The sequence below is a fragment of the Psittacicella hinzii genome (assembly GCF_003585885.1).
In the GTDB taxonomy this organism is placed as follows: Bacteria; Pseudomonadota; Gammaproteobacteria; order Enterobacterales; family Psittacicellaceae; genus Psittacicella.
Genome location: NZ_NRHC01000040.1, coordinates 1 through 18,915 on the forward strand (window position 1 = coordinate 1; position 18,915 = coordinate 18,915).

The window sequence follows — 18,915 nt, forward strand, 5'->3', positions numbered from 1 at the left end:
GTGGTACTTATTTTTTATTTCAACTCCTAATAATTTTTTAGGGTGTTTATGGTCAAATAATTAATGACGTTAAATTTTTACACACTTTTATGCAATGAAAATCAACTAGTTAGATTTTATCACTCAATCACTATATTGACTACTAATCACATTTTGGGGTATTATATGGTTGTAAAGAGAAGATTACAAACTTCTCAATGGTCAAAAAAAAGATAAGTTACAGAGTTTAAAAAATCAAAAATCTACAACTTATCAAACAGGAATTTAAATCTATGAGCTTCTTTAAAAATTTAAAAAGCAATAAGGTGCAATTAAGATCCTACCTATTAAGACATCTATACAATGACTTAACTTCATTTAGTGAAAACTATACCGTTAGGGCTTACAGATTGTTTTGGGTTGAAGCTGATGACTATATGCCTAACGATGTTATGAGTATAGATGTTAACTTTAAATCGGTTCATCTTTTAAAGATTAGAAAATCAACTGATCCGAATATTGATGAAGAATATCGCAGACAGTGTAATCGAATTTTTAAATCTTTAGACAAAGGGAAATTAAGATACTTTCATTATTACGTAGTTTTATCAAATGGTGAAAAACGTACCAATGTAGATGAAGATTTGAAAACATACGTAAAAGTCAAATACGATGATTTTACAGATGTAGATAACTACAATTGCAACCAATCAAACTAGTGAAACTAAAAGATAAGTCACAATCAAATACAGGACAACAAATATGAGTAAAATTTATTTTACATTTGAAGAGCAAGATATTATCAACAAAGAAATCGATGAGGCTTGGAATAAATTATTAGAGCAGTACGAAAATATAAATTTCGATGAACTACTTTATACTTTACGTAATCTTTTTGATTATCTTAACTTTGACTATGATGATTATGGAATAAATTACCTTAAGTTAGCCATAGAAAGATTTGATTTAAGAGAGTATAGTAAAATCGAACCTCAATTATTACATCATACTAAAGAAATCACAAGTAAGTACATAGGAGCTGGAGCTGGTTCTATTAGATCGGGTATTGAAGATTTTGAAAATTTAGCTTCAAAATTAAATCTTGTTTTTAATATAAATGAACAGTTAAAAGAGCTTCTAACTCTTGCTAATAATGATAATTATGATCGTTCTAAAATATGGAAAATCTACGACTATCATAGATCTTGGTTACCTAGAAAGATTGATTTAATACGTGATACTTCTAAAAAGAGCGTTGAGTATGAATTAGTAAGAAGCTTATTTATAATTGATGACGCTCATCCTAGAGGGGGGCACTGTGTTAGTAGCATGTCGACAATATCTTACGGGGTAGATGATAATCTTTATGTTAGAAATGAACATTTATGGGAAACATATAAAAAAACAAAGCTACTGCATGCCAAGAAACTAAATAAACTATAAGGATTTTTACAATGAAGATGAAAATGAAAAATTACGATTTAACAGTTTTAGAAAGAAGTGTAATCTGTTACGAAGCAGAGAAAGCTGAAGAAACCTTAAGAGAATGGGACGATAATTTTACAGATTTTGATATTCTTTTTAGAAAAGTACTAACTGCTGAAACTAAAGAAGAATATAGTCAAAATTTAAATTGCATTAAGGAAAAGTTTGATAAGCAAGAATTTAGTAAGGCTGAAATATTTATAAGTCATTCTAAAGAAATCGCTAGCAAACATAAAAGCACTGGGCTAGTATTTGGCGCTCTGTTAGAACTTGAAAATGTAGTTTCAGACTTAAATATGCTTTTCAAAATCGATGAAAGAATTAAAAAAATTCTAGCTAATTTGGAAGAAGAGGGAAAAGGTAATGATGAGTTTGTTAATAAATTAAAACTAGTTAGGGAAGCAACTCGTACTGTACGCACTGCTCACGAAGATACCCCAGAATATAAATTATTAGAGGACTTAAAAGTGATTAAATGTGCTCTTTCTCAATTTGCTCATTTGGTTAATGTAATCATATGGCATGGACAAATTGATAGTAGTGAAATTAATAGATTAAATATTATGCTAACAAATATAAGTAAAGTTTAAAAGAATATTACTAACAGTAATTAGTTTATAAAAAAACACTAAGGGGTGGAGCCCCCTTAGTGCCACATAAAACATAATTACTAAATTGCCTACTTTAAAAGGCGTAAACCCACTTAATTACGAGGAGTAATAAAATGGATATTAAAGATCTTTATAGATCTTACCCTGATTATAGCATAGAAGAGCAGGAGAAGTATATAGCTCTTATTATTAATACTATGCAAAATAACTTAGATACTCTTAAGTATTTAATTGCTAATCATTTTGAGCTTTTTAAAACTGATGAGTATTTATCTTTAGAAGTCCTTGCTAAATATCAGGCTGATATAGCTGAAAATTTTGATTATAAAATAGATTTGTTAATGAAAGCTAGCGAGGATTTTTCTGAGTTTGAACGCAATTTTAAGGTTGAAAAAGGGGTATTAACCTACAAAAAAACTGAAAAAAATTGAGAATATTATGAAAAGTAAAAAGAAATTAATTAAAAGTTACAACGAAGTTATTAGTTCTCTAATAATCACAAAATTAGCCTTAGATTATGAAGATAGGGAAGATATCGATGAAAAATTAATAGTAAATATAAAATCAGGTAAAGAAGAACTTTAATTAAGGGATAAGATAATGGCTAGAAAATCAGAAGACGAAAGACTTCGTCAGGTTATGGTGTTGCCAATTCTAACTCTAGTAAATAACTTAACCATAGAAGTGTCTAATCTGAAGAAAATGGTCGAAGATCTTCAAAAAATACATTTTGATACAGTTAATGATGTCAAGCCGTTTGCAAATGCTGTGGCTATTGCAAACGCGGCTCCTAGCCTCGACGAGGATTATATCGCATTATCTGAAGTTTGTAAACGTATAGGTGTACGTCGTGGAGATTATTTAGCTAGAGCTGAAATAGAAGTGGGGTATCCAAAGCCTGTGAGTATAGGCAAGGTTTTATTTCTTACTAGAGTGCAGTTTGCACATTTGCTCAATAATATTGAGAAAAAGAATAAAGCTAAAGCTTTAAGGAAATAACAGTGGTATAAGCTAAAGCTTTAGCCATGTTATTTGATAACAACTTTAGCATAGAAACGCTTACGCGTTTATAAAGACATCAGAGAAAATCAGAGTTCAAAAATGAGATTACCAAAGGAAGATATTGAGCGATTTTGTACTTATAGCCTTGAAGTTGTTTTAAGGGATCTATATCAGTGCTTTAGCATTTTTAGCAGACAACGTTACGGGTTGAAAGAGCTATGTGACAACGTAATGGGTTATATGGATTTTAAACAAAATTCTCATTTGGAAAAGTTCGGAAGCTTAAAAGATTATAACTTTTCTAGTGATATAAATAATCTTGAACTTTTCTTTTATATCATGACTAAAAAATTGGTAAAAACATGGATACGAGAATTATCTTGGAGTGAAGATTGTTTTTATTCTTTTGATAGCGAAACTATGGAAACAGTTAAAAAAACAGTTACTGCAACTGGAAATAAAGCTGATCTTAGCTGTCGATTATCTGATGTATTTCTTACCTTTGCGTCATGGTTGACTGATTGCTTTAGAGATGTAGAAGATAATTATGGAGTAAGCATTTCTATCGTTAAATGTCATAATTTTGTTTCTTATGATTTCTCATCTTCTGAATTCTGTAAGTTTGCAGTCAAATTTCATGGAGTAAAACTGGACTACTTATAGTTATGTATAAATTTTATTTAGTACCTAAAAAGGAGTCAGAATGTGTAAGTAATAAGGTAGCTAGCCGTTTCTTTTTAAGAATGCTTTACAACCTTATGCAGAATAAAAATGTATATGTTAATGAAGAAGTCATAACTCTTGAACCTTGCGGAAAATACGGCTTTTATTTTCTGCCGTAATAAAAGCCTTTAAAATAACTTTGAGGCATTACGACAGTGCAGAATATTTATCTATTTACGAAACACTTACCTCCTCCAAGAGCTTATAAAAACTTTTTCTGGGATTTAGTTTATTCTCATAAAGATTTAGGCACTTATATTTTTGAAGAAGAGGATTATCCTCTAGAACTAGCTATGTATATATGTATAGATCTTTTTGATTTCTTATCTAAAAATTTAGTTTTAACCTTAAACAGTATAGGTGAACTTTATTTTAAATCTTCTTATTGTTACCATAGTTTTGAAGATGATATAACTGGGATAGAAGTCTCACTCCCTTGTGTCTTAAATCTTGAAGAGGTTAACGGAAAATGCAAAATTGTAATACACAAAGAAGCGACAGTATCATAAGCCAGATTAACTCACTTACCAAGACATTTCAGAATGATGACCGTACTCTTTTAAAGGGAGCTCTTCATCGCATGCTTGCATGGTATGACAAGCTATCAGATAGGTATATGGATTATTATGCCGTTAGTGGTGATCATTATGTAATGTTGTATTTACTAGAGCAACTCATACGTTGTAAATACAATAATGAACAAGAGCTATCAGTTGCTAAAGAAATAGTTAAAAACTTAAGACGTTATTATATCTTCACACTAACTTCTCCAAAAGGATCACAAGAGTGTGATGAGTATATTAAAGATATGATTTTAGAATTTAAGCAATATATTGGTCGCAATTTAATTGTTGTTTTAGGGGAACAGTGGAGTGTTATTTTTAGAGATGAAGATTTTAATATTCTCAAAGATAATGACCTGACCACAAGTGCATATTTTAAAATCGAGAAGATAACCAATTAGTGTCAGATAAAACATAATTATAAAACCTACAAGAGGGAATTAAAGTGTATAAGCACAACTGGAAATATTTAGATAGAGATCTTAAAGCTTTAGCTAAAGATCTACTAAATGACATAAAACAGAGAAATGTGGAAGCTTTAGCAATTTGTTTTCACAATAATCTGGAAAGCCTTGAAAGAGTTAGGTACGGTCATAAATTAAATCTTGAAGACTTTACTACCATGCAATTTGGAGTCAATGATTTGCTTTACAGTTATATCGCTATTTTTGTTATGCAAGGGTACGATAAGAAAATGGGACTGGAAGAGTTTCAGAAACGTCAAACAAAAATTAACATGTTAATTGGTAATCTACCATTGTTATTTTCTACTGATAGGCATATCTATGGAATTAGAGATAAAGAGCTAAAGCTAATTCTGGAAGATGTGCTGAATGAGTTTATCTTATTTATACGTACAGATCTGAAGAAAGTTGTAGGTAATTTTAAATTAGAGTTTAAGGACTGTTTTAATAACAAGATTAGTGGTAAAGATCTTCAGACATTAGCATGCTTTTACACTGCAAATCCAACTAATGAAGAATATCCAACTATCGACCCTTATCATTTTATTTGACCAGTCATAACGTGTAACAATTTGTAATAAGGAATTTAAATGTCTATTTCTCAATTAAGTGCTTTTCAATTAAGTAAAGAAGAACTTAAACAGTTCGAAGAGCAAATGGTAGGGCTTAGATACTTTTTTAATAATGATATTAATAACGCCGTACTGTTAAAATGCTTTAACAATTTATATGCAAGCTTAAAGAAGCACAAAGCCCCAAGTGTAGCTCTATTTTCTGAAACAAAAATAATGGTGCTCAGAAGTGACATGTTACTTGAGAAACTTATAGAATGCTATGATAGTGAATGGTGCAGAGGTAAATCTACCTATAAGCTATCACAATCGAAGCTTATCAACGCAATTTTTAAAATATACGATCATGATCTTAATTACCTAGAGGATATAAACTCAACTCTAGTAGGCAGAGCTGCGCAGGATATTATCTGGAAGTTTGAGGATAAAATTAGGGATTGGTTTAGAGGTACTTTAGCAACTGTAGGCTTAGATCTTGAATATTACAACGACGCACTTGAGTATATAGAAGATCTCAATAAGGTGAAAGATGATAGTTTTGATTTATATTCTATCTATAACCCTATGATTTTTTACTTTCGTATAGAAACAATTAAATCAGTATTAGAGAAAGAAAGTTATTAGCAATTTTATACCATGTACTTCGAAACGACTTTAGTTATATTTATTCTTATTTTTATGCTTGCTATAGAGAGCAAAGCGGTCGACCATTTGCTTAATATGGTGGTATAGAGAAACTTTGAGGTTAGCTTATAGGCAACTTTAGCTGACCTTTTTTTTAAACTTAACTTTTTTGAGCTTTTGTTGAAAGCTAACAGGTAATTATATGAAATTTAATTATAATACCGCCATGTCGGTGATAGACTTCATTCTTGTCTGCCTTGTCATTATATCTTGCTATTGATTTGTTTATTAGGTGTTTGGGCTATAGTGTTGGCTGTTGACATGATTGTAGAAGCATACAACAGTATCTAAACTATAAAGACACTTTCAAGTTTAAGGATTAGTATTAATATGAAACCAGTAAAACATGAAGCTCCCATGAAATATGAAGATCCTCGAGATTTAAATGAATTTCAACTTTCAACATGGGCAGAGTATAGTTTAAAATTTATAAGTATTTCGTTTAATATTGCGTTTGTTTTGATATGTATAAGTGCTTTAATAATAGCGGTTTTATTTTTTGTTTCTATAATTGGAGAACTATCTTTAAAAGTTGTTGAGATATACAATTTAATCAAGATCTCCTTAAGCTAAGTAATAATCACACATTGTGAGGAAAAAAATGGATAGATATCTCAAAATCTTTTTGTTCATAGGAATATGCTGGTTTGGTATTGAACTAATAAACCTAATAGCTGAACTTGTAAAACTTTACATCTATATATCTAATAAATAAGGATAAAATAACTAAGCAAAAGACTGGAAGATATGGTATATAAGCGATATTTTGCAGTACCTTTTGCCCAAGTCAAAAGTTTTGTTAAATTAGCTTATACTCAAACAAATATTTTGCCATTTAGTGCAAAGCCAAAATTTGATTATGAATTAAAATTGTGGTATCTAGAAAGCTCTGACGAGCGTATTCTTAACTGTGAATTACAATTGCTTAATGATTACTTGCCTAAGCATGACACAAGTAGCGAAGTTATTGATTATAACGATCTAAGTAACTGGGTAAGTAATAAATTATCTGAGGTAGGTGTTAGAGATAACAAGGGAATTGTGCTGGATCTATCAAGCGGTAGCACAAAGTGGCGACGATGTGAAGTTCTGAACGGAAAGCGTGGGAATTTAGATAGTGGGTATTTACTAAAATACAACGGAAAAGTAGTTAATTTAATTATTTATAATTATAAACAAGAAGAAACACTTGAAAAATTTACATACGTAGTTGGACGAAATAATAGCAATACGGAATTAAGTAAAGAAGAAAAAGAAGAGTTAAAGCTAAAGCAACTAAATACGAAAGCTTATTATCAACAGAAAACGGAAGAAATTAAGAGTAAATATCAGGACGATAATAGAGCAAACATTGAAATTGAACATTGGTTTAAGCAGAACTCATCAAGCCTAGCTAAGAACAGTAATATAGTACCTTACTATCTATTATCAAAAGGTTTGTACTATGATGACAATATCATGGTTTCACAAAGAAATATATTAGCTCCCGTTGGTAGTGATGTAAAAATTGAAATAGGTGATCTAATTGTACCAATCTACGACTGTAACAGTTTACTTGTGAAATCTTTTCAAATTATTAAACCTAACGGATTAAAAAGATTTCTTAAGAATTATAGCGTAAAGGACGGTATTAATTTTATCCATAAGAAACAATTTAATAAAAAGGCTATCTTATGCGAGGGGTATGCTACAGGTGCCAGTATAAAGCAAGGTTTTGACCTAATACAATGTAATGATATAGATATTATTGTTTGCTTTAGCTTACATCACTTAGAGAACATTGCAAAACAATTAGGTCAAAGTTGCAAGTACAAGGAAATCGTAGTGCTTGCTGATGATGATAGAAATGAAAACGGGAGACCTACAAGAGATCTCCCGCCTATGAGTAATTACAATTTTGGATCAAGATCATGCACTGTGAAGTGGATCTTACCTCCGATAACTGACGAGGAGAAAAAAAATCTCTACAATTGCTTAAACACTAAAGTTGTTAATACTAATGAGTTTCGCGAAGCAAATAGAGCTAAATTGCTCTCGTCAAGTTTTTACAAAATAAAAGATTTTAATGACCTTTATTTTTGCTTTTTGGTATTAGACTATAGTAATGGTTTAGCCTCTATAGTAAACAGAATGGTGTCTGCTTTTGGAGCTTAAAACGTTGTCAATTGAGTACTTTTGTGGTATTCTAAAAAGATAATTCTTTGGTTACCAAAATGTTAACGTGTTTTTAAAATACTCCGAAGCTATCAGGTTTTTAAAGCTTCTCTCATAATGGTATACTATTAACTTTATTCCTCCAAGTTTTTAATTTGGATAAAATCAACAGAATATTTATTCTTAAGGTCAAACATGTCTTACAATTTAGCAGAATTACAAGCTTTTATCGAAGCTGAATTCGAAAACAGAGCTTCTATTAACCCACAAACAGCTAGCGATGATTTAAAAGCAGCAATTGAATATGTAATCAACCAATTAGATAAAGGTGCATTACGTGTAGCTGAAAAAATCGACGGTAACTGGGTAACTCACCAATGGTTAAAGAAAGCTGTACTTTTATCTTTCCGCATTAAAGAGAACCAAATTATTGAAGGTGACTCAACTAATTACTACGATAAAGTTGATACTAAATTTAAATCTTACACTCAAGAAGATTTTGCTAACGCAGGTATCCGTGTAGTTCCAAATGCAGTTGCACGTAAAGGTTCACACATTGCTAAAAATGCAATTTTAATGCCTTCATATGTAAATATCGGTGCATATGTAGACGAAGGTACAATGGTTGATACATGGGCTACAGTTGGTTCATGTGCACAAATCGGTAAAAACGTACACTTATCAGGTGGTGTAGGTATCGGTGGTGTATTAGAGCCATTACAAGCTAATCCAACTATTATTGAAGACAACTGTTTTATCGGTGCTCGTTCTGAAATTGTTGAAGGCGTAATCGTTGAAGAAGGTTCTGTAATCTCTATGGGTGTTTTCATCGGTCAATCAACTAAAATTTACGATCGTGAAACTGGTGAAATCCACTATGGTAGAGTACCAGCTGGTTCAGTAGTTGTTTCTGGTAGCTTACCTTCTAAATGTGGTAAATACAGCTTATACTGCGCTGTGATTGTGAAAAAAGTTGACGCAAAAACTCGTGGTAAAGTAGGTATTAACGAATTATTACGTTTAGACTAATACAATAATACAAAAAAAAGGCAAGTCATTTTACTGTGACTTGCTTTTTTTTTAATTAAGCATATAAAAAAGTCTAGGTAGAAACTAACCTAGACTTTTTTATATGATTCTAATTTTTCTTTATCAACAAACTTTTCTAACAATAAAATAGCTTCGCTTAAGCTAACACCTTTAGCTGTTGAAAGTTCTGATAAAACTTTCCAAGCTTCATATTCTAAAAATACGCTCTTTTTAGCATATAAAACTACTTCATTGTCATCAGCTCTTTTTCTTCGAGCACGTACAGCCATATCTAGCTTTTTAACTAAATCTGGGTTTAAATGCTCTTCTACCCATTTTTCGATTTGCTCTGGATACTCTCGTGAATTTATTAATTCTAAAGAAAACTGTCTAACCATTTCTTGTTCTATATACTTGGTTATGTTTTCCCCTTTTTGGTATTTAGAATTTAAATAATTCCATTTCCATTTAGCTTCACGTACAGGGAGCTTTTGATGTTTGCGATATTTCTTCATAAGAGAATATATTGTTAAGCGCTAACTTAACAAAATTGGTGGAGCTGAGGGGATTTGAACCCCTGTCCGAAATCAGTCCATCCCAAGTTCTACATGTTTATTCTTATTTGTAATTTCATTAGCTGGCAGTAAATAAGACGAAAGCCCAACTAACTAGATAGAATAAGATTTCATGTTTAAACGTCCTATCAGCATTTAAACACTAACTAGTTTATAAGATTATAAGCATCGTATATCCCCTATGACCTACTAGTGGAGTAAGGAGAAGATGGCTTTACACAGGTTATTAAGCTGCTAAAGCAACGCCGTTGTTATTTGAACGGCCAAAGAAAGCATTGTCTGCATTTATATTTATTCGAAGTTTTTAAAAGCTCTTCAACTTTACATGCCCTTGAAACTTCCATAATCCCGTCGAATCCAGAACAGCCCCGAAATCTTTGTTCATACTCAAGTTTTAAGTATATTTATTATAACAAATGAAAGTTGTAAATGCAAATTTTGCCCTTTTACGACAAGTTCTACTAGCCATAGCTACTTCTTCTTTTTCTTAGCATTAAAGTCTAGTTTTACTTTAGAAGCACTCTCTGCAGAAAATTCTTCATGTAACTGTTTTAAATGTTCATTAGCTACATGGGTATATATTTGCGTGGCTTGTAAACTAGCATGCCCTAATAAAGATTGGACACTACGAATATCAGCTCCATGATTTAACATATGCGTAGCAAAGCTATGACGCAAGCTATGAGGACCAAAACCAGTCAGATCAAAATTAAAACATTTTTCAGCGTAATTACGTATTCTTTGCCAAAAGTTAGCTCTGGTCATAGGATTACCAGAAGCATTAACAAAAATATAGTCACTTGTTACTTCTTGCTGATGACGATAATGCGTTAGATAATTATTTAAATGAAAATAAGCTAAATTACTTACCGGCACAATACGCGTTTTAGAGCCTTTACCTTTAATACGCAAGGTTAAGTTTTTGCTATCTAATTGATTAAAAGTTAAGTTAACTAACTCTGAAATCCTTAACCCTGAAGAGTAAATTAGCTCTAGCATAGCACGATCTCGTAATCCCTTTGCCTTACTAAGATCAGGTTGCTTTAACAATAATTGCATCTGCTCTTCTGTTAAGTAGACCATTTTAGGACGAATAGCTTTCGGTAATGACATCTTCAAAGTAGGATCTACCGAAATTATCCCTTGAGCAAAAAGATATCTAAAAAACAAACGTATAGTTACTAACCAATGACGTAAAGTATTTACCGAAATATTTTCTTCTAGAGCTTGAATAAAGTAAAGATTGATATAATCCGTATCCATTTCAGCAAAATTAAGATTTTGCTGTTCATAGTTCCATTTGTAAAATTTACTCAGGTTGTAGTAGTAAGAAGTAACTGTATTCTCACTCTTTTGTTCCACCAAGGATACGTTCTGGATAAAGCTATTTATTAATTGAGCATTATTCTTTGACATATTTACATTAAAAACTTGTTACTCTAGATTAAACTAAATTATTTATCGTCTTACTCCTCAACATTAATAATTACCCTGACAATAGCAACTGTTGAAGCAATGATAATGACAATGAAAACAAGTCTCTTCTTTAGCGTAAACTACAGTAACAAGACAATAACATAGAGAGCCAATATGGTTATCTCTTAAATGACTTTCTTATCGTCTAATGACTAAACTATTTTATCTACTTTAAGAGAAAACTCCTCTAGATTAAATCTAAAGGAGTTCTTTTTTTTAGAAAAAAATTTTAGTTTTGGAAATTAGTTAAATCCCAAGCTTTAAGTGAATCTACTAAAATTTGATTTCTTTCACTTAAATTGAAGTTGTAGTAGTTTGGTACTAAAGTACTCATCCAGTTACCATACATAGGGTTAGGTAACACTACATATTTAACCCCAAAGTCTTTTTTATTTGCATCTACCCAAGCATTGCGCTCTTCTTTAGTTTTGAATTTACCTGCTTCTGGGAAGTCACGTAAATTATCACCAACATAAAGAACTACATTACTATTAGCTTGTGCTTTAGCAAAACGAGATTCTTTAGAAGATACATCTCCTTTAAGAAGAACAGTTTGACTTGTTACTCCTGGGAAACCTAAAGCAACTAATGTTGCTTTTGTATAGTCTAAGTTAGCTTCAGAACGGTTTGAAACATAGTATACAACCCCACCTTTGCTAACTACATGTTTAGCAAACTCTAATGCACCAGGTAATGCAACAGGTTGTCCTGTTTGCTCCCATTTACTCCAGTTTTTTGAACTAAATGGAATACCGTATTTTGCAACTCCTGCTTGGAAATCCCCATTACTGATCATAGTTTCATCTAGATCAACAACTACAGCTTTAGCTTTACCACGTACATTTTTTGCATTATCAAAAGCTACTGTTGCTACATTAAACGCTTGATAAGAAAGAGCACGGAACTCAGCTGCATTTTGTACCCAAGATGTTGCTGATACTAAATAAGCACCTGCTAATTGCTCTGGATTTAAAGTAGTAGTTGTTACTTGTTCATTGTTTGTTGAAGAAGAACATGCACTTAAAGTAACAGCAGCTAAAGCAGCTAAACATAAAGATGAAAATTTACCTTTCACAGAAACCTCAAAATTTAATTAATTTATGGAAAGACTTCAGAGCACAATTAAATTGCGAAACGAAGCTAACAATATTTTATCAAACTATTAGCTGACTTTCACATAACATTTTGCAATAAAGCTCTATTTTTCAATTATTTTCATCTTAATGTGCAAAGGATTAAATACCTAGAGGCAAATTAGCTATGGGTACTAGAAGTATTATTACGAGAATTATGTTTTACTTACAGAAGATAAAATTGCAAAAAGTGCGATCAAAGACCACACTTTTTTAATAGCTCTAATTTATTTTATAAACAGAGATGGCATTAAATCCATACAACTTGACACTATTGCTTGGACGCCGATAGCAAGCATAAATAATCCCATCACCCTAGTGATCACGTTAATCCCTGTTTGCCCTAAAAATCTTGTAATAAATGGCGAAACATAGAACAGGAAGTAAACGATCGCAGAGAAGATCATAGTTGTAACAACTAAGCCAACAAGTACCCAAGGACTTTCAACTCTTTCAGCCCATAGTACTGAAGTTGAAATTGCCCCAGGACCTGCAATTAATGGTAAAGCTAAAGGTACTACCGCAATACTTGCAGGTTGGAAGTTACTTTCATCAGCTTTGCTTTTTAATTCTTTACGCTCTTCATCATTTTGCTTCTGACTACTCATAGTCCCTTTAAGCATAGGGAAGGCAGCATTTGCAATCACGATACCACCAGCTAAACGAAAGGCGTTATTAGAGATACCAAAAAATTGCAGAATATATGCTCCAAGAAGCATTGAAACTACGATAATGACACAAATAGAAATTGCAGCTAAGATAGCTACGCGCTTTCTATCTCTTGGGTATAGATCAGAGGTTAAGCTGATAAAAATTGTCAAACCACTGAGAGGATTGGTTATAGCAAATATTGCCAAGAAAAATGACAAACATGTGCCGAAAATATCCAGTTCTAACATGCTTAAAAAATTTTCAAAAGTTTAAAATTACCTAGATCATTTTAACACATCTATGGCAATTATTAATAAAAAATCTCACCGCACAAGACGGTGAGAATTTCTAAATTAACGAGTTAATCTAATTACAAGTTCATTTACAAATGAATTTCCTTTACCAACAACTGATAAGGCTGTTTCATTTTTAGCTGTAGGTGTTACACAAAGTTCACACATGCTAAATACAGCACCATTGTTAGCTTGTTCAAATTTTAAAGCTTTATATGCGGTTGCTGATAAACTAAATTCTTGTCTTGCTTTGTAATCTGCAAAAGCGTTAATCTCTGAATTTAGGGTAGCTAATAAAGAACTATAAGGTGAAGACTCTGGGTTAGCTTCGTATTTAACTATAGCTGTTGCGTCAAAGTTTTCATCTTTTTCTTTATTTAACTTATCTAGGTACTCATAAGCAACTTCTACGCCACCAAGAGCATCTACTAGTTTTACCTCGTAAGCATCTTGACCAGTGAAGATACGACCTTGGTCAACTTTAGCTAATTGTTCAGGAGTAAATGATCTCGCTTTAGCTAAGTTTTCAACTGCAGTTTCATATTGTCCTAAAGTTACAACTTTACGATATTCTGCAAATTGCGGAGAAACTAAAACACTACTACCACTCACCACTAAATTGAATGGGAAAGGTAAATTAGCACCAGAAGTTACTAACTGTGAACCTTTAAAGTAAGATGGGTTCATGTTATAGAAAGCTCTTAAAGCATCAGTAGAATCTATTAGATTTGATGAAGCGTTTACCCCACCTACTGGTACATATTTAGAAGCAACAATTGCGTCAGCACCAGTTGCAGCTAAATAAGCTGAACCAAGTAAACCATCACCAGTTAATACTACTACCGGAACTCCAGATTCTGAAACTTTTCTTAAAGCACTGTATAAAACTTGTGCTTCAGGTAAAGTACCACCAATCGAATCTAAACGTAAAACAATTCCTTTTACTTTACCCTTACCTTCTTTTGGTGCTTCAGCTAAAACTGTACGATTTAATAACTCACTGGCAACACTATTAGCATCTACATCTGCTCCAGTTTGCCCGTAGAAACCTGAATAATAGTAAGTTAAATAATAGTCTTTTGTTGAGTAATCAGTTTTATCTTCACTCTTAACAACACGAAGATCTGATAAATATTCATCTAAGTAAACTAGATTTGGATACTTATCTTCATCAATACCCGCTTGATCACGTAAGTAATCACCCCATTGGAAACGAGTTACAGCTTTATCAAATAAACCTCTTTCAACAAATAACTCTGCTTCATTTTTTAAAGTGTAAGCATCTGCTACTAAAGACTCAACTGAGAATAGTTCTCTTGGTTTTAAAGATACAGTTTTATCTTTAAGAATTGCAGTTCTTGTTTTACTAAAATCAGCAAAAGCATAATCTACAGGTTTATAAGTAATAGACTCTAACGAGAATTGATTATCTTCTGTAAATGAGTTTTGTACTCTTAGAGCTGAAAGACCATATTTACCTGCTTGGAATGAGTAATCTTTAATACCGTAGTTTTCATAAAAATCTTTTAAGAAAACTGCAGATACAGAGTTACTTAAATAAGGACTACCAACACGATCAGTTACTAAAGTATCAGCATGTTGTAAAGCAACAAAGTCACCTACTGACCAGTATCTTGAATAACCAATTACTGGTTTTTTATTCTCAGACTCTTCTTTGAATTTTACAATTGCACGATCTAACTCTTCGTGGATACCAAAAGTTTCAAAAGTTGCGCGTTCAACATCAATTACGACACCTTTAATACGCTCATCTTTAGCTGCAGCTTCTAAAACTGCACGTAAATCTCTAATTGAAACTTGGCTTGGTAGATCTACCCCAAGATTTACTGCTAGGTTATAGTAACCTGGAAGACGTAAAGACTTTTCAGTTACTAACTCTAGGTCTAAATAAAGATATTTCTCTCCTGTAAATCTTTCATCTACAGAAGCAGTTAAAGTTTTTGTGCTTTGGCTTAGGTATAGAACAAATACTACAACTAGCAGACCAAATACTGCAAATAGAGTAAATACAACCCATGATAAAGCCTTATAAACATACTTTACCAATAGCCAAATTGCAAATAATAATTTCTTTATCATATTATTGGCCTCGTATTGCAGATAAATGTTCTTCATCAAGGATAGCTTGATATGTACCTAAAGTTTCTTGGTTATCACCAGCGATGTAATTATTTAATTTATTAATTACGCCACTAAAATAACCACCAGTTACATAGTCTATTGAGCTTAACACACGACTACTTAAAGTTACGCCAGTGATAGAGTAACGACGTCCTGCATTGTAATAGATTACTGGTAATTTATCGATCTCTTCAAGATCAACTTGAGTATATTCACCACGTGAATATTTATCTTCAGTACGCTCACCTTGACCTAAAACAATAAATTCACGTGCTTTGTTGATAGCTTCAGAAACATTACCAAAACTATCAACTAGTCCTAAAGTTTTAGCATCTGTACCGCCCCAAATATGCCCTTGAGATACGCGGTGTACATCTTCTAAAGAAGCAAATTTATCTTTACGTCCTTCATAAACCATTGAAATAAATTCATGGTATGAATTAGCAATACCAGCTTTCCATAAATCTTTTAGTTCGTCACCATAAGGGTTAGTCCAACCTGCAAAGAAGAATGGAACTCTGAATGGACCTGCGTAATATCTGTCGTAACCAACTGCATCAGTGTGGATATTAAACTGTTCTAAGAATCTATTTAAGTTGTAACCACTGATTACCACCCCTATAGAACCTGTTAAAGTAGTTGGGTTAGAGTAGATATAGTCACTTGAAGATGACATCATGTAACCCGCAGAAGCTGCTAAAAAGCCTTGAGATACTACTACAGGAATACCTTTAGAGCGAATGTCATTAATCGCTTGACTAATTGTTATACCTGTATTTGCCGAACCACCAGGTGAGTCAATACGTAATACAAGTGCTTTTACATTATTTGCGTTGTAGTAAATTGAACGTAAATATCTTAAAGTATTATCATTTGAAATTACGTCTGGAGCTCTACCGCTTGATACTACACTACCCACTAAAGCTACGTAAGCAATGTGATCTTTATTTCTGCTTGCGCTTTTGAATAATGGGTTTTCAATTGCTGAAGTATAACTACTTAAAGCAAAATAGTTAGGTAACTTACTATTGTTTTTCTTACCTTGAATTTCATTAGCTACTAAAGCATCAAAATCTGCTTTAGTTACTACACCATCAAACCAGCCTTTTTCCGTAAATGCTTGTGCAAAATTACCTTTGTAAGTTTTGAATAAACCTAATAACTCTTCATCGTTTAGGTCAAACTCACTTAATGGTAGACTGTAGTTTTGCGCAACTGCAGATAAGGTATCTAGGTAGATTTGATAATAAGCATCAAAAGATGATTTAACATCTTCATCTACTTGGTATTTTACGTCACGTAAAATTAAATCTTTATATAAAGATACACGTTGACCTAAAAAATCAACTTTAAATTTATCGTAGAAACCTTTATAGAAGGTTGCACCGTAAATTGGTCTTACAGGTCTAACAAATGCACCCGGAGCTACGTATCTTTTTGTAGCTGCTGAAGAGATTAGTAATTCGTTGTTAGTACCAGTTGATTGAACATAAACGTATACCGGCTTACCTGCTTCTCTTACCTGTAATAAAGCTTGAGAAATCTCATAAGCCTGTGCGTTATTCCATTGACGTCCATTAATGGTAACAACTACACCTTTAACTTTATCATCTTGAGCTGCTTGTGCTAAAGCATAAACTTGCTCACTGAATGAGTAACGACTGCTACGCGAACTCGCAAATAAATTAGCCCAGCGACTAGCACTAGTTCCATAAACTGAAGTTTCATTTATTTCATCTGAACCTAAAGTTAATAAAACAACCGCATTGTCAGGGGTTGAAGATCTACTTGGAGACTGTATCTCAGTATATTTATCGAATAAAGCAGTAACTGTTAAAAAGAGTAATACTCCTAGAACTGCATATACGTTAAAGACAACCGAGATAAAAAACTGTATTGCAGCCCAAATCTTGCAAACTGCGCCTTTTAAACTCATATTGTACTTTCCTTTAGATCAAAATTATTTAGAAGTTGTTTCTTTTTAATCTTAATACTTAAAATGCAGTGCTTTTTTATTATTAGAAATAATAAAAATTTTTTAGTGCACCTTTTTATGTTATATCACATATTTATAAGATTGTTAAGACTAAAAAGTAAAAATACTCAAATTTCTCATTTCTAACCATTAATGTAGTTAGTAATTACAACTTCTAAAGTTCGAGTGGCAAAACTTTCTTCTTCGTTATTCCCTTGAATAAAGTTTATATTAAAACGATTACTATGACACCAATCTAGCAGGCGATAATTATATTTTCCTTGGAACTGAATAAAGGTAGAAACAGCAAAACGTAAGCCATTTTTATTTAAATCCTCAAGGAAAGAATATAATTCTGCTTCTAAGTCAAAACTCCAAGAGTTTTGTAAATCATCTTCATTTAACACGCAAGGCGGATTAAAATAAAGAAATGCCTGCTCTTGGATTAATTGGTTAATATCTAAATCACTAAAGTTATTTTCGGCAAAATCTATATGCTTACTATTTAACAGATTTAAGTAATCCTTGTATCTTTCTCGTACTTTAATACTAAAATCTCGTTTACCCACAGGTAAATTGAATAAACCTTTATGGTTAAAACGAGCAAAGTTATTAAAGCCGTAGATGATTAACATAATCACACGAATAAGCATATCATCGTTAAAAACTAGTTTAGGGGTATGCTCTTTTGTTGCATTTTTGATTTTTAAACTTTCTTGCCCCTCTTGCTTATTGCCATTGACTGACTGCAAGTAGTTTTTAACCTTCAATTGATTTAATAAGTGATTATAGTCACTACGTAAATTTAAGTATGGTTCACGATTATAATCACTTAAACCATCATTGGAGTTTGAATTGTAGTAAGCGTAACCAAAAGCCGCAGAGTTAGATAAACCATAACGTTCTGCAAGAAAGTCTAACTTTCTCGCTAACTCTTCATAAGTGTGGCGTTGCAAGTATTTTAAAATTTGCACATGGACTGAATTAGTATCTAAGCAAACTATTACTTTGGCGTTAGTATTAACTCCAACACTACTCGATCCAGAAAAAACGTCATAGAAAAAGTTAACATCTTTAGGAAGCAACTTTAAAATCTGCTCCATACTAGAGACCTTAAGCCCATTTACAATGTAAGGAGATGGTATTACGGTCTTACTTACTTTTTCTACCTTTACTTCCTCTTCAGGAAGATCAAATAAAGGAATAAAACTGTATTGTTGCTCAGTCTTTTTCTTTTGATGCTTTTCTTCTAAAAATGTCAATGGAGGCGACTTGTAGTTAGCCGGCACATTGATATTTTCAGGTACGTACAGTAAGTAATCGATATTTTGGTCATACTTAGCTATATTTACAGGAGTAAATAACTCGGCATCAATGAAGTCATCATTATCAAATGCACTCATC

General features: G+C 32.2%; 21 protein-coding genes and 1 other RNA gene. 14 read left to right on the forward strand and 8 right to left on the reverse strand.

The features are described 5' to 3' along the window. The first annotated feature begins 272 nt into the window (after nt 1–272). The 14 genes from CKF54_RS03690 to dapD all read left to right on the forward strand — a co-directional run bounded on the left by CKF54_RS03690 (nt 273) and on the right by dapD (nt 9,266). Nucleotides 273–698: a hypothetical protein gene (locus CKF54_RS03690; protein ID WP_119524932.1), complete on the forward strand. Its 426-nt coding sequence runs from the start codon at nt 273–275 to the stop codon at nt 696–698. Nucleotides 699–741: 43 nt separating this feature from the next. Next, nucleotides 742–1,422, forward strand: a complete 681-nt coding sequence (locus CKF54_RS03695) for a hypothetical protein (protein ID WP_119524933.1) — start codon at nt 742–744, stop codon at nt 1,420–1,422. A gap of 11 nt (nt 1,423–1,433) precedes the next feature. Beyond that, a complete protein-coding gene (locus CKF54_RS03700; RefSeq protein ID WP_119524934.1) occupies nt 1,434–2,054 on the forward strand; it encodes a hypothetical protein in 621 nt (206 codons plus the stop codon). 134 nt (nt 2,055–2,188) lie between these two features. Beyond that, nucleotides 2,189–2,506: a hypothetical protein gene (locus CKF54_RS03705; protein WP_119524935.1), complete on the forward strand. Its 318-nt coding sequence runs from the start codon at nt 2,189–2,191 to the stop codon at nt 2,504–2,506. Between the two features lie 7 nt (nt 2,507–2,513). Beyond that, entirely contained in the window at nt 2,514–2,660 is a 147-nt protein-coding gene (locus CKF54_RS08135; protein ID WP_222987499.1) for a hypothetical protein, read from the forward strand. 15 nt (nt 2,661–2,675) lie between these two features. Next, nucleotides 2,676–3,074 (forward strand): hypothetical protein, encoded by a 399-nt coding sequence (locus CKF54_RS03710; protein WP_119524936.1) that lies wholly within the window; start codon nt 2,676–2,678, stop codon nt 3,072–3,074. A 102-nt stretch (nt 3,075–3,176) separates the two neighbouring features. Continuing rightward, nucleotides 3,177–3,740 (forward strand): hypothetical protein, encoded by a 564-nt coding sequence (locus CKF54_RS03715; protein WP_119524937.1) that lies wholly within the window; start codon nt 3,177–3,179, stop codon nt 3,738–3,740. 215 nt (nt 3,741–3,955) lie between these two features. After that, nucleotides 3,956–4,309 (forward strand): hypothetical protein, encoded by a 354-nt coding sequence (locus CKF54_RS03720; protein WP_119524938.1) that lies wholly within the window; start codon nt 3,956–3,958, stop codon nt 4,307–4,309. Next, nucleotides 4,270–4,764, forward strand: a complete 495-nt coding sequence (locus CKF54_RS03725; RefSeq protein ID WP_119524939.1) for a hypothetical protein — start codon at nt 4,270–4,272, stop codon at nt 4,762–4,764. Before CKF54_RS03720 ends, CKF54_RS03725 begins: the two co-directional genes overlap by 40 nt. Before the next feature lie 44 nt (nt 4,765–4,808). After that, nucleotides 4,809–5,378, forward strand: a complete 570-nt coding sequence (locus tag CKF54_RS03730; RefSeq protein ID WP_119524940.1) for a hypothetical protein — start codon at nt 4,809–4,811, stop codon at nt 5,376–5,378. Nucleotides 5,379–5,417: 39 nt separating this feature from the next. Then, on the forward strand, nt 5,418–6,023 hold the full coding sequence (locus CKF54_RS03735; protein ID WP_119524941.1) for a hypothetical protein: 606 nt from the start codon (nt 5,418–5,420) through the stop codon (nt 6,021–6,023). 390 nt (nt 6,024–6,413) lie between these two features. Then, entirely contained in the window at nt 6,414–6,656 is a 243-nt protein-coding gene (locus tag CKF54_RS03740; protein ID WP_119524942.1) for a hypothetical protein, read from the forward strand. Between the two features lie 174 nt (nt 6,657–6,830). Then, a complete protein-coding gene (locus tag CKF54_RS03745) occupies nt 6,831–8,237 on the forward strand; it encodes a hypothetical protein (protein ID WP_119524943.1) in 1,407 nt (468 codons plus the stop codon). Nucleotides 8,238–8,432: 195 nt separating this feature from the next. Further along, entirely contained in the window at nt 8,433–9,266 is an 834-nt protein-coding gene (gene dapD, locus CKF54_RS03750) for a 2,3,4,5-tetrahydropyridine-2,6-dicarboxylate N-succinyltransferase (protein ID WP_119524944.1), read from the forward strand. A gap of 89 nt (nt 9,267–9,355) precedes the next feature. On the opposite strand, the gene CKF54_RS03755 is transcribed toward dapD, so the two are convergent. The 8 genes from CKF54_RS03755 to CKF54_RS03790 all read right to left on the reverse strand — a co-directional run bounded on the left by CKF54_RS03755 (nt 9,356) and on the right by CKF54_RS03790 (nt 18,914). Beyond that, a complete protein-coding gene (locus tag CKF54_RS03755; protein ID WP_119524945.1) occupies nt 9,356–9,781 on the reverse strand; it encodes a Ter macrodomain-binding protein MatP in 426 nt (141 codons plus the stop codon). Between the two features lie 36 nt (nt 9,782–9,817). Further along, nucleotides 9,818–10,211, reverse strand: a transfer-messenger RNA (tmRNA) gene (gene ssrA, locus CKF54_RS03760). 101 nt (nt 10,212–10,312) lie between these two features. Then, nucleotides 10,313–11,257: a tyrosine recombinase gene (locus CKF54_RS03765; RefSeq protein ID WP_119524946.1), complete on the reverse strand. Its 945-nt coding sequence runs from the start codon at nt 11,255–11,257 to the stop codon at nt 10,313–10,315. A 289-nt stretch (nt 11,258–11,546) separates the two neighbouring features. Continuing rightward, nucleotides 11,547–12,392 carry a 5'-nucleotidase, lipoprotein e(P4) family gene (locus tag CKF54_RS03770; protein ID WP_119524947.1) on the reverse strand — a complete coding sequence of 282 codons (846 nt, stop codon included), beginning with the start codon at nt 12,390–12,392 and terminating at the stop codon, nt 11,547–11,549. A gap of 285 nt (nt 12,393–12,677) precedes the next feature. Continuing rightward, nucleotides 12,678–13,349, reverse strand: a complete 672-nt coding sequence (locus CKF54_RS03775; protein ID WP_119524948.1) for an NAAT family transporter — start codon at nt 13,347–13,349, stop codon at nt 12,678–12,680. A 105-nt stretch (nt 13,350–13,454) separates the two neighbouring features. After that, a complete protein-coding gene (locus tag CKF54_RS03780) occupies nt 13,455–15,494 on the reverse strand; it encodes a S49 family peptidase (RefSeq protein ID WP_222987500.1) in 2,040 nt (679 codons plus the stop codon). A 1-nt stretch (nt 15,495) separates the two neighbouring features. Continuing rightward, a complete protein-coding gene (locus CKF54_RS03785) occupies nt 15,496–17,472 on the reverse strand; it encodes a S49 family peptidase (RefSeq protein WP_119524950.1) in 1,977 nt (658 codons plus the stop codon). 182 nt (nt 17,473–17,654) lie between these two features. Then, nucleotides 17,655–18,914 (reverse strand): DNA adenine methylase, encoded by a 1,260-nt coding sequence (locus CKF54_RS03790; protein ID WP_119524951.1) that lies wholly within the window; start codon nt 18,912–18,914, stop codon nt 17,655–17,657. Nucleotide 18,915 lies beyond the last annotated feature (1 nt).

What these genes read in the sequence shown, in the direction of transcription:
- CKF54_RS03700 (WP_119524934.1), top strand. Translation starts at nt 1,434, where the DNA reads ATGAAGATGAAAATGAAAAATTACGATTTAACAGTTTTAGAAAGAAGT.
- CKF54_RS03790 (WP_119524951.1), bottom strand. Translation starts at nt 18,914, where the DNA reads ATGAGTGCATTTGATAATGATGACTTCATTGATGCCGAGTTATTTACT.
- CKF54_RS03690 (WP_119524932.1), top strand. Translation starts at nt 273, where the DNA reads ATGAGCTTCTTTAAAAATTTAAAAAGCAATAAGGTGCAATTAAGATCC.
- dapD (WP_119524944.1), top strand. Translation starts at nt 8,433, where the DNA reads ATGTCTTACAATTTAGCAGAATTACAAGCTTTTATCGAAGCTGAATTC.
- CKF54_RS03705 (WP_119524935.1), top strand. Translation starts at nt 2,189, where the DNA reads ATGGATATTAAAGATCTTTATAGATCTTACCCTGATTATAGCATAGAA.
- CKF54_RS03755 (WP_119524945.1), bottom strand. Translation starts at nt 9,781, where the DNA reads ATGAAGAAATATCGCAAACATCAAAAGCTCCCTGTACGTGAAGCTAAA.
- CKF54_RS08135 (WP_222987499.1), top strand. Translation starts at nt 2,514, where the DNA reads ATGAAAAGTAAAAAGAAATTAATTAAAAGTTACAACGAAGTTATTAGT.
- CKF54_RS03735 (WP_119524941.1), top strand. Translation starts at nt 5,418, where the DNA reads ATGTCTATTTCTCAATTAAGTGCTTTTCAATTAAGTAAAGAAGAACTT.
- CKF54_RS03695 (WP_119524933.1), top strand. Translation starts at nt 742, where the DNA reads ATGAGTAAAATTTATTTTACATTTGAAGAGCAAGATATTATCAACAAA.
- CKF54_RS03775 (WP_119524948.1), bottom strand. Translation starts at nt 13,349, where the DNA reads ATGTTAGAACTGGATATTTTCGGCACATGTTTGTCATTTTTCTTGGCA.
- CKF54_RS03715 (WP_119524937.1), top strand. Translation starts at nt 3,177, where the DNA reads ATGAGATTACCAAAGGAAGATATTGAGCGATTTTGTACTTATAGCCTT.
- CKF54_RS03745 (WP_119524943.1), top strand. Translation starts at nt 6,831, where the DNA reads ATGGTATATAAGCGATATTTTGCAGTACCTTTTGCCCAAGTCAAAAGT.
- CKF54_RS03780 (WP_222987500.1), bottom strand. Translation starts at nt 15,494, where the DNA reads ATGATAAAGAAATTATTATTTGCAATTTGGCTATTGGTAAAGTATGTT.
- CKF54_RS03710 (WP_119524936.1), top strand. Translation starts at nt 2,676, where the DNA reads ATGGCTAGAAAATCAGAAGACGAAAGACTTCGTCAGGTTATGGTGTTG.
- CKF54_RS03740 (WP_119524942.1), top strand. Translation starts at nt 6,414, where the DNA reads ATGAAACCAGTAAAACATGAAGCTCCCATGAAATATGAAGATCCTCGA.
- CKF54_RS03785 (WP_119524950.1), bottom strand. Translation starts at nt 17,472, where the DNA reads ATGAGTTTAAAAGGCGCAGTTTGCAAGATTTGGGCTGCAATACAGTTT.
- CKF54_RS03765 (WP_119524946.1), bottom strand. Translation starts at nt 11,257, where the DNA reads ATGTCAAAGAATAATGCTCAATTAATAAATAGCTTTATCCAGAACGTA.
- CKF54_RS03725 (WP_119524939.1), top strand. Translation starts at nt 4,270, where the DNA reads ATGCAAAATTGTAATACACAAAGAAGCGACAGTATCATAAGCCAGATT.